Here is an 8,156-nt window from a genome sequence, read left to right on the forward strand (position 1 = left end):
TTATAATAGCCGCCTGTGACGGGGTAACGGGATCCTATTTCGGCATAGGTTAATGCACCGCAAAGAGCGACTACACCGCCGAACAACCAGGCCAGGAAAAATACATTGGGTGTGATAGCTGCTTTGGCTGAATCAGCAGCAGTCCTGAAGATACCCAGTCCGATCACCAGCCCGATCACGATCATGGTGAGGTCGAACAGGCTGAGCAACGACCTGCTCTGTTTGTTTTTATCCATACGTTGGGTTAAAATACGGATTTAAGAGACACAGAGAAAAACACAGAGACACAGAATTTTCTCATTTTGATATCCTCCCCAAGGCAGGTGGCAGAGGGCAGGTGGCAGAGGGCAGAAAAAAATACCGCAACCTGCCTTGGAGGGAGAAGAAAATCAACAATCTTTCAACGTGTAAATAATTTCTTTTTTGTGGTTTAGACAGTATCAAGCACTTTTGCGCTACGAACGGTATGAAGAATGAGACAAGAGATAACGCAGAAACACAGAGATTAACCTCTGCGTCTCTGTGTTCACTCTGTGTCTCTTCTTCTTCGGAAGTCCGGTGAAAATCCGGCGCTATCCCCGTAGCTGTAAGTTTCCGCAAGCGAATGTTTGCGAATGCAATTAAAACCACTGGCCCTTAACCGGGACGGGAAGGTGCAGAGAAACGAGCCAGAAGACCTGCCTTCGTAATTTTTTTTAACCTGGGCTTTCGGGTGAAAAGCCAGAGTTGGTCTATCTTTTCTTTCCGGCCGGAAGAACTAGGTTTTCTTTCTCTGCATCCCAAATCCCCCAAAACAATTGCATGAAACGTAGTTTATTCATGACAGCACTCATGATCAGCAGTGCATGGGGTTTCTCTCAATCAGACAGCTCCGTAACCACACTCGACGACGTGGTGATCACAGCAAACAGATTCTTACAAAAACAACAGCAGACAGGAAAAGTGCTTACCGTGATCCCCCGGGGGATACTTGAAAAAAGCACTGGGAAGAACATGGGCGAGATCCTGAATCAATATGCAGGACTTACCATTATCGGTTCAAACAATAACCCGGGCACTAATATCGACGTGTACACGCGGGGAGCAGGACTGGGAAACACGCTCATCCTCATCGATGGAGTTCCCATTTACGATGTATCCTCCATCTCTTCTGCCTTCGATCTTAATTTTTTCACCCCGGATATGGTGGAAAGAGTGGAGATCCTGAAAGGAGGACAGTCCACTATATACGGATCCGATGCAGTAGCCGGAGTGATCAATATCATTCCCCGCAAATCTGCCAGAAAACCCATGCAACTCAACGCTTCAGCGGCAGCTGGTTCTTTTGGCACTTACAAACTGGGAGCAGGATTAAGTGGTTCTAAAAATGACTTTAACTATAACCTGCAATACCAGTATTTGAAAACAGCAGGACTTTCATCCGCCCTCGATACCACCGGCAAGGAAGGCTTCGATAAAGATGGATTGAACCAACACAATATCAATCTTGGGCTGAATGGAAAATTCAGCGAAAAACTTAGCTGGAAACTCATGGGGCAGGCCAATCTTTACAAAGCTGACCTGGATGCCAATGCATTTTCAGATGATAAAGACAATACCGTTGAAAACAAGAATTTCATTGCTGGCGGAGGTTTGACCTACCAGTTGAGCAAAACAACATTTCATGCCAATTACAGCCTGAATACAACTAAGCGGTTTTACCTGGACGACTCATTAGCCGTAGGAAGTTTCTCAAAGTTCAGCACATCTGACTACCGCGGTACAAGTCATTTTGCAGAACTTTATGCCAATACCCGGATCAATGACCATTTCTCTTTCATTGCAGGAGCGGATGCCCGGTTTCAAAAAACAGAACAGAGCTTCCTTTCGATAAGTGATTTCGGACCTTTCGAAAATAAGCTTTCAGGTGATTCAGCTAAGATCGACTTATACAGCGCCTATGCTTCAGCATATTACAATTCAGGAAAAGGTTTTTTCCTGGAAGGAGGTCTTCGGTGGAATAATCATTCCCTGTATGGATCCAATCTGACCTATACTATAAACCCATCGTATGTTTATGGTAACTGGAAATTCTTCTTTAACCTTTCCACTGCTTTCAAGGCGCCCACACTATACCAGCTTTATGATGCATACAGCGGCTACCCTTCTTTAAAACCGGAAAGGTCAACTTCATATGAAGGCGGAATACAATTCAGTGCCTTGGAAAATGCATGGCAAAGCAGGGTGGTATTATTTGAAAGAAAACTAAAGGACGGCATCGATTACAGTTTTGTTGATTACAGGTATTTCAATAATAACAGGGCCACCGATAAAGGCCTCGAACTGGAAACCATGTATCGTAAGGGCCGATGGAATATTACGTTCAACTATACCTATCTGACAGGAGAAGTAAACACGGTGAAATATGCGTATGACCCCAACAGTTACAGCTATGTACCCGATGGGGACACCACTTATAACTATCAGTTCAGGAGACCAAAGCACAGCATCAACCTTTTTGCGGGTTATCAGTTCACTGAAAAGCTTTTTGTAAGTGCACATGCACGGTTTGCAGGACAAAGATTTGAACCCAGGTATATGGACGCCCCGATAAAACTTGATCCTTACACGGTATTTGATCTATATGGAGAATACAGGTTTTCCAAAAAGATCAGGATCTTCCTGGATCTGAAAAACCTGTTTGATGCAGATTATATAGACATCAACGGATTCACTACCAGGCCGATCAATTTTATGACAGGTGTGAATTTCCAGATCAATTAAAATATCAACGGATTGGCGCATTGACGGATTAAATCAATCTGGTAATCCGCCAATCCGTAATTTCGCCAATCTATTATGAATTTCAATTTCGACGAATTCCTGACTGTTACGTTCACTCTTTTTGCCGTGATCGATATCATTGGATCCATTCCTTTGCTGATCAGTCTGAAAGATAAGATGGGCGGTATCCGGGAGTTGAGGGCAACCCTGATTTCAGGCGGCTTCATGATCCTTTTCCTGTTGGTAGGGGAGAAATTCCTGAACATCATGGGCGTTGATGTGAAGTCATTTGCTGTTGGCGGATCGATCGTGATCTTCATATTGGGATTAGAGATGGTGCTGGGAGTTGAGTTTTTTAAGTCCGAAGCCAATCCTTCCTCCGGTACGGTAGTCCCTATTGCATTTCCATTGATCGCAGGCTCTGGAACGCTCACTACAGTGATCTCACTTCGTGCAAACTATAATGAATGGCTGGTTTTACTTGCCATACTTGCCAACCTGGTATTCGTTTACCTGGTGCTGCATTCACTCAATAGAATTGCCCGTTTGCTGGGCACCGGAGGCCTGTTAGCGGTAAGAAAATTTTTTGGCGTAATTTTGCTCGCCATCGCGGTGAAGATATTCACGACCAACCTGAGTGGGTTGATCAAATAGAATGTGATTAATGTGAAAAATGCGATAAAATGGCTTTGCCATTTTATCGTTCTGGTCTCGTAGTACAATGGATAGTATAAGGGTCTCCGAAGCCCTGGATTCAGGTTCGATTCCTGACGGGACCACCAAAAACGAGTGAGTTAGTGTGTAAGCCGGTTAGTGTGTTAACATTAGTGTGGGAGTGCAATAGATTATTGCACTCCCTTTTTTTGTAGCAAACGAAACGAAGGTTCCCTGCTCAATCGATATCAATCACTATTTTACCCGATTTCTTACCAGTTTTCAATACACTATGTGCCTCCTCAATATTCTTAAGCGTAAATTTTCGGGGATCCACATGCACTTTTAATTTCCCTTCATCAGCGAGCCTCCTTGCTTCTTTTAAGATTTCACCATGATGTTTCCTTCCCTCACCAGTCAACAGTGGCAAGAGGGTGAAAACCCCTGAATAAGTGGCGGCCCGAAAAGATAGAGGCGCAAGTTTATGGGTACCCCAACCAAGACAACTTACCACATGACCCGTATATTTTTTTACTGCATGAAATGAGTCATCAAGTGTAGATGATCCAACGGTATCGTACACTATATCAAAACCCTCCCCGCCCGTTAATGCGTCCACATACTGCTCTACGGATATTTCTTCATAATTGATGGGCGTGGCACCAAAAGCACCGACTATCTTCTCTTGCCCCGCCGAAACAGTTGCGAAGGTTTCTGCTCCAAAAGCTTTAGCTATTTGAACTGCCATATGGCCCACACCACCTGCTCCACCATGTATCAACACTTTTTGACCAGCATGAATTCTGGCTTTGTCAACCAAACCCTCCCAGGCAGTAATAAAGATCAGAGGTGTGGCTGCTGCCTCCTTCATACTAAAAACCTGGGGCTTTATAGCTAATAAGTCAGCATCCACCACAGTAAATTCCGCCAGCGATCCGGGTACAGCTCCAATTCCACCCGTCATTCCAAACACTTCATCTCCCTCCTTAAAACCGGTTACGGCATTTCCTACTGACTCTACGATACCGGCCATATCAATCCCAAGTATGGCCGGTAATGTTACCTGCGCATGAGGGGCATTACCACTCCGGATTTTCACATCCAGAGGATTTGTTCCACTGGATTTTACGCGCACAAGTACCTGCCCATCACCTGCCACTGGTTGAACTACATCTGAAATAATGAACGAGGAATTGTGACTCTCTAAAACTGCTGCTTGCATAACTTTGCTTTTTGGATGACAGGAAATCTGGTCTATTTCAGGAACTTTTTCAGTTCAGCAGCTGCCTGGTAAAAGGCAGATTGGGTAGCAGGTAGATCTGCAAGCCCGTTCAGCAACCCAAAATCATGAATAGTGCCATTGTAGCGAACAACTGTAATGGGAACGCCTGCCTGATCCAGCTTACGGCCATATGCCTCTCCCTCATCGCGTAATACATCGTTCCCTGCTACCTGTATCAATGTCGGCGGCAATCCTCTCAACTGTTCAACAGAAGCCTGAAGCGGTGAAGCATAAATCTCAGTACGCTTTTTTGGATCCTCTATATACATATCATACATCCATTTCATAGTAGAAGTAGTCAGGAATCTGTCTTTCCCAAACTGTTTGTAGGAGTCGGTTTCAAAATCAGCATCCACTATCGGCCACATCAGTACCTGGACTTTAATGTGTGGACCATTATTTTCTTTCGCTTTTATTGCGGTTACTGTACTCATATTACCTCCAACACTGTTTCCGATTATACCCATGTTTTTGCCGTCAACATTAATTTCACTTCCGTGTTCGGCTACCCATTTTGTTGCTGCATAAATTTCATTCACCTGAACCGGGTATTTAGCATCCGGTGTAGGAGTATAATTAACAAACACTCCCGAGTAGCCTGTAAGTACCACAAGGTCCCGCACCATTCTTTTATGTGTAGGATAATCGCCCAACACCCATCCTCCACCATGAATAAATATAAACACGGGTAATTCGCCCTTGACCCCAGCGGGTCGTACAATATTCAATTTAATAGTATGTCCATCAGCAGTGATTGTTTTTTCAGATTCATCAATGCCAGACAAATCAACATTCACTGACGCTTGCGCATTCGCCAACACCTTCCTTGCCTCTACAGGAGAAAGTGCTTCAAGCGGTTTCCCGCCACCGGAATTCAATGCTTTCAAAAAAGATCTTGTTTTGTTGTCGATCAGCGGATCCTTGGCATAATCCACTACCATAGTTTCATTTCTCATAACTGTGTTATTTAATTGATTGGAATTTGATTGCACATTTTCTTTACATCCAAAGACGAATAAGCCTGCGAGAAGAATCAGACTGTTTTTCATAATATCAATTTTTAATTTTTTGTATTTGTATTACTGGTGTAAAGATGGAGTGAGAAATCATTTCATGTTTTTCTTACGTATTCAATTCATTTGACTTTTTAATTCATGTGTTCGAAAAACCATGAAATGAAAGATGAGTGAGGAAGAATGACTTTAATAGTCAAATAAAATAGAGTTCTGGGAAAACTCGACCTGTAAACCCGGACATACCTTGCTATGAAATAATTCTTTATCATATCTCACTGAATTGATTAACCCAACTTAAACATCCCCAACATGAAAGCAAATATTGGCATCCAGGAATCCCATTTACAGCAGGTTAGCCTGGAACTTAACAAGTTGCTCGCTGATGAATTTATCCTGCAGACAAAAACGAGGAATTATCACTGGAATATTGAAGGCCCCAACTTCAGCGCCTTGCATAAATTTTACGACGAACAGATCAAAGAACTGGAAAGCATAATAGACCAGGTTGCAGAAAGGATCCGTGCCATAGGTTTTCACGCGGAAGCCAGACTCGAAGATTATCTGAAACTTACGAGTTTGACAGAGCAACCTTACACCACATCCCAAAATGATCAATTGAAAAATCTGCTCGGCTCACATGAAACAATTATTCATAACCTCCGGCGGCTTATCCCACTAATGAATACAAAATATAAAGATGCCGGCAGCAGTGATTTTGCCACCCAAATCCTGGTCAAACATGAATCTTTAGCCTGGATGATAAGAGCAGGACTGGGAGGTTAATGCCTTAATCTTAAAAAATTAATAATGAAGAAAACTATTTTTATAACAGGAGCATCGGCGGGATTAGGAAAATCAACTGCCAAATTGTTCCAATCCATGGGCTGGACCGTGATCGCAACCATGCGAACTCCCGAAAAAGAAAGAGAACTGTCTAAACTTGATAATATTACCATTCTGCCTTTGGACATTTCGGAAGAAAAACAAATTGAAGAACTCGCCCGAAGGGTAACTGGAAAATATTCAGTTGACGTTGTACTGAATAATGCAGGCTACGGTTTAATCGGCGTACTGGAGTCATTGACTGACGAACAGATTTCCCGGCAACTCTCCACCAATCTGTTAGGCACAATCAGGGTTACCAAAGCATTTACACCATATTTCCGCGCAAGAAGAAGCGGCATGTTCATTAATGTGACCTCCATGTTCGGCTTGATTGGCTACCCTACTTGTTCGATTTATGCAGCAACAAAATTTGGCATTGATGGCTTTTCAGAAAGCTTGGCCTATGAACTGGCCCATTTTAATGTCAAAGTCAAAATCATTGCCCCTGGCGGGATTCAAACGGATTTTGCAGGTCGATCTATGGACGGAGGTCAGCATGATTCCTATGAAGGACTGGTAAAAAAAGTGAGTGCCGGCTACAGCGAAGAAAGTATAAGTCAGTTTTCCACGCCTGAAGATGTTGCTGCTGTCATTTATGAAGCGGCTACTAACAACAGAGACCAACTCAGATATATTGCTGGCAAAGATGCCGCTCTCTTATATAATGAAAGACTTGATAACGGTGCGGAAGCACAATACCTTAAAATTCAAAAATTGTTCTTATGAGTCCCGAAAGAGAAATACAACAAATACTGGCGCGGTACACAAGAGCGGTTGATGCACTTGACGGCAATGCCTTAAGTAACCTATTTACTAAAGATGGAAAAGTTGAGATTTACCAATTTAATGGCGGATTACCGGAGCAATTATTTGTCCTGTCCGGAAAAGATGAAATCGCAAATGCTATTTCCAATTTAATGAAACCTCACCCCGAAAGAGGATGGAGCCACCATACCACCCATGACCATATCATTTCTGTGAATGGGGATGAAGCAACTATGGATGCGCAATTTATCAGGTTTGATTCTGTAGGAACGGCTCCGCCTGAAAACGGATGGCCGATTGGCACCATAGGACTTATGGGAACTGTCACCCCAACGGAATCAGGATACTACAAACCCTCGCTGAAAAAAATTGGCGGAGAATGGAAGATCATAGTTCATAGAATCTATCATGATCTGACTTTCGCTATTCCTGGACAGTAATTATTTTCAGACAGCTTTCCAGAATCTAAACAAGCACAAAAGTATCTGGCAAAATATAGAAGTATTCTCTAAATATTAAATCAAAATCAAGTGAAACAGGCTGTTGAGATCACCACCTTCAAGCTTCGTACAGGTACATTCAAAGAATTTATTAAAGCCAACAAGGCGGATATTGACGACTGGCTGAAAAAGCAAAACGGCTTTCAATCAAGGTACATCCTGGAAAAAAAAGATGGGACGGTAGTAGATATGGTATTCTGGAACACATCAGAACAAGGCACAGAAGCAATGAGCCGAATCATAAATGAGACAGCGCATTCACAGGTACATTCGATGATTGACCAGGGCTCT

At 43.1% G+C, this 8,156-nt stretch carries 9 protein-coding genes, 1 tRNA gene and 1 riboswitch; of the genes, 7 read left to right on the forward strand and 3 right to left on the reverse strand.

Going from position 1 to position 8,156, the window contains the following annotated elements; all coding sequences use genetic code 11:
- On the reverse strand, positions 1–236 hold a 236-nt coding region (locus VK179_02340), incomplete at its 3' end, for an amino acid permease (protein ID HLO57553.1).
- 313 nt (positions 237–549) lie between these two features.
- A riboswitch (cobalamin riboswitch) is annotated at positions 550–677 on the forward strand.
- 124 nt (positions 678–801) lie between these two features.
- Between VK179_02340 and VK179_02345 the strand changes: the two genes are divergently transcribed.
- From VK179_02345 to VK179_02355, 3 genes are all read left to right on the forward strand, one after another.
- On the forward strand, positions 802–2,763 hold the full coding sequence (locus VK179_02345) for a TonB-dependent receptor (protein ID HLO57554.1): 1,962 nt from the start codon (positions 802–804) through the stop codon (positions 2,761–2,763).
- Positions 2,764–2,838: 75 nt separating this feature from the next.
- On the forward strand, positions 2,839–3,417 hold the full coding sequence (locus VK179_02350) for a MarC family protein (protein ID HLO57555.1): 579 nt from the start codon (positions 2,839–2,841) through the stop codon (positions 3,415–3,417).
- A 53-nt stretch (positions 3,418–3,470) separates the two neighbouring features.
- Positions 3,471–3,545, forward strand: a tRNA-Arg gene (locus tag VK179_02355).
- 110 nt (positions 3,546–3,655) lie between these two features.
- On the opposite strand, the gene VK179_02360 is transcribed toward VK179_02355, so the two are convergent.
- Positions 3,656–4,639: a zinc-dependent alcohol dehydrogenase family protein gene (locus VK179_02360; GenBank protein ID HLO57556.1), complete on the reverse strand. Its 984-nt coding sequence runs from the start codon at positions 4,637–4,639 to the stop codon at positions 3,656–3,658.
- Between the two features lie 32 nt (positions 4,640–4,671).
- Positions 4,672–5,655 (reverse strand): alpha/beta hydrolase, encoded by a 984-nt coding sequence (locus VK179_02365; GenBank protein ID HLO57557.1) that lies wholly within the window; start codon positions 5,653–5,655, stop codon positions 4,672–4,674.
- A gap of 369 nt (positions 5,656–6,024) precedes the next feature.
- On the opposite strand from VK179_02365, the gene VK179_02370 reads away from it, so the two are divergent.
- The 4 genes from VK179_02370 to VK179_02385 form a co-directional block, all read left to right on the forward strand.
- Positions 6,025–6,498: a Dps family protein gene (locus VK179_02370; protein HLO57558.1), complete on the forward strand. Its 474-nt coding sequence runs from the start codon at positions 6,025–6,027 to the stop codon at positions 6,496–6,498.
- 24 nt (positions 6,499–6,522) lie between these two features.
- The gene (locus VK179_02375; protein ID HLO57559.1) at positions 6,523–7,326 is read left to right on the forward strand and encodes an SDR family oxidoreductase; all 804 of its coding nucleotides are present in this window, start codon (positions 6,523–6,525) and stop codon (positions 7,324–7,326) included.
- Positions 7,323–7,805 (forward strand): nuclear transport factor 2 family protein, encoded by a 483-nt coding sequence (locus VK179_02380; protein HLO57560.1) that lies wholly within the window; start codon positions 7,323–7,325, stop codon positions 7,803–7,805. Before VK179_02375 ends, VK179_02380 begins: the two co-directional genes overlap by 4 nt.
- 90 nt (positions 7,806–7,895) lie before the next feature.
- Positions 7,896–8,156: hypothetical protein (locus tag VK179_02385; protein HLO57561.1), on the forward strand; the 261-nt coding region annotated here is incomplete at its 3' end.

It is taken from the genome of Bacteroidales bacterium (assembly GCA_035299085.1).
Lineage (GTDB): Bacteria > Bacteroidota > Bacteroidia > Bacteroidales > UBA10428 > UBA5072.

What these genes read in the sequence shown, in the direction of transcription:
- VK179_02345 (HLO57554.1), top strand. Translation starts at nt 802, where the DNA reads ATGAAACGTAGTTTATTCATGACAGCACTCATGATCAGCAGTGCATGG.
- VK179_02350 (HLO57555.1), top strand. Translation starts at nt 2,839, where the DNA reads ATGAATTTCAATTTCGACGAATTCCTGACTGTTACGTTCACTCTTTTT.
- VK179_02360 (HLO57556.1), bottom strand. Translation starts at nt 4,639, where the DNA reads ATGCAAGCAGCAGTTTTAGAGAGTCACAATTCCTCGTTCATTATTTCA.
- VK179_02365 (HLO57557.1), bottom strand. Translation starts at nt 5,655, where the DNA reads ATGAGAAATGAAACTATGGTAGTGGATTATGCCAAGGATCCGCTGATC.
- VK179_02370 (HLO57558.1), top strand. Translation starts at nt 6,025, where the DNA reads ATGAAAGCAAATATTGGCATCCAGGAATCCCATTTACAGCAGGTTAGC.
- VK179_02375 (HLO57559.1), top strand. Translation starts at nt 6,523, where the DNA reads ATGAAGAAAACTATTTTTATAACAGGAGCATCGGCGGGATTAGGAAAA.
- VK179_02380 (HLO57560.1), top strand. Translation starts at nt 7,323, where the DNA reads ATGAGTCCCGAAAGAGAAATACAACAAATACTGGCGCGGTACACAAGA.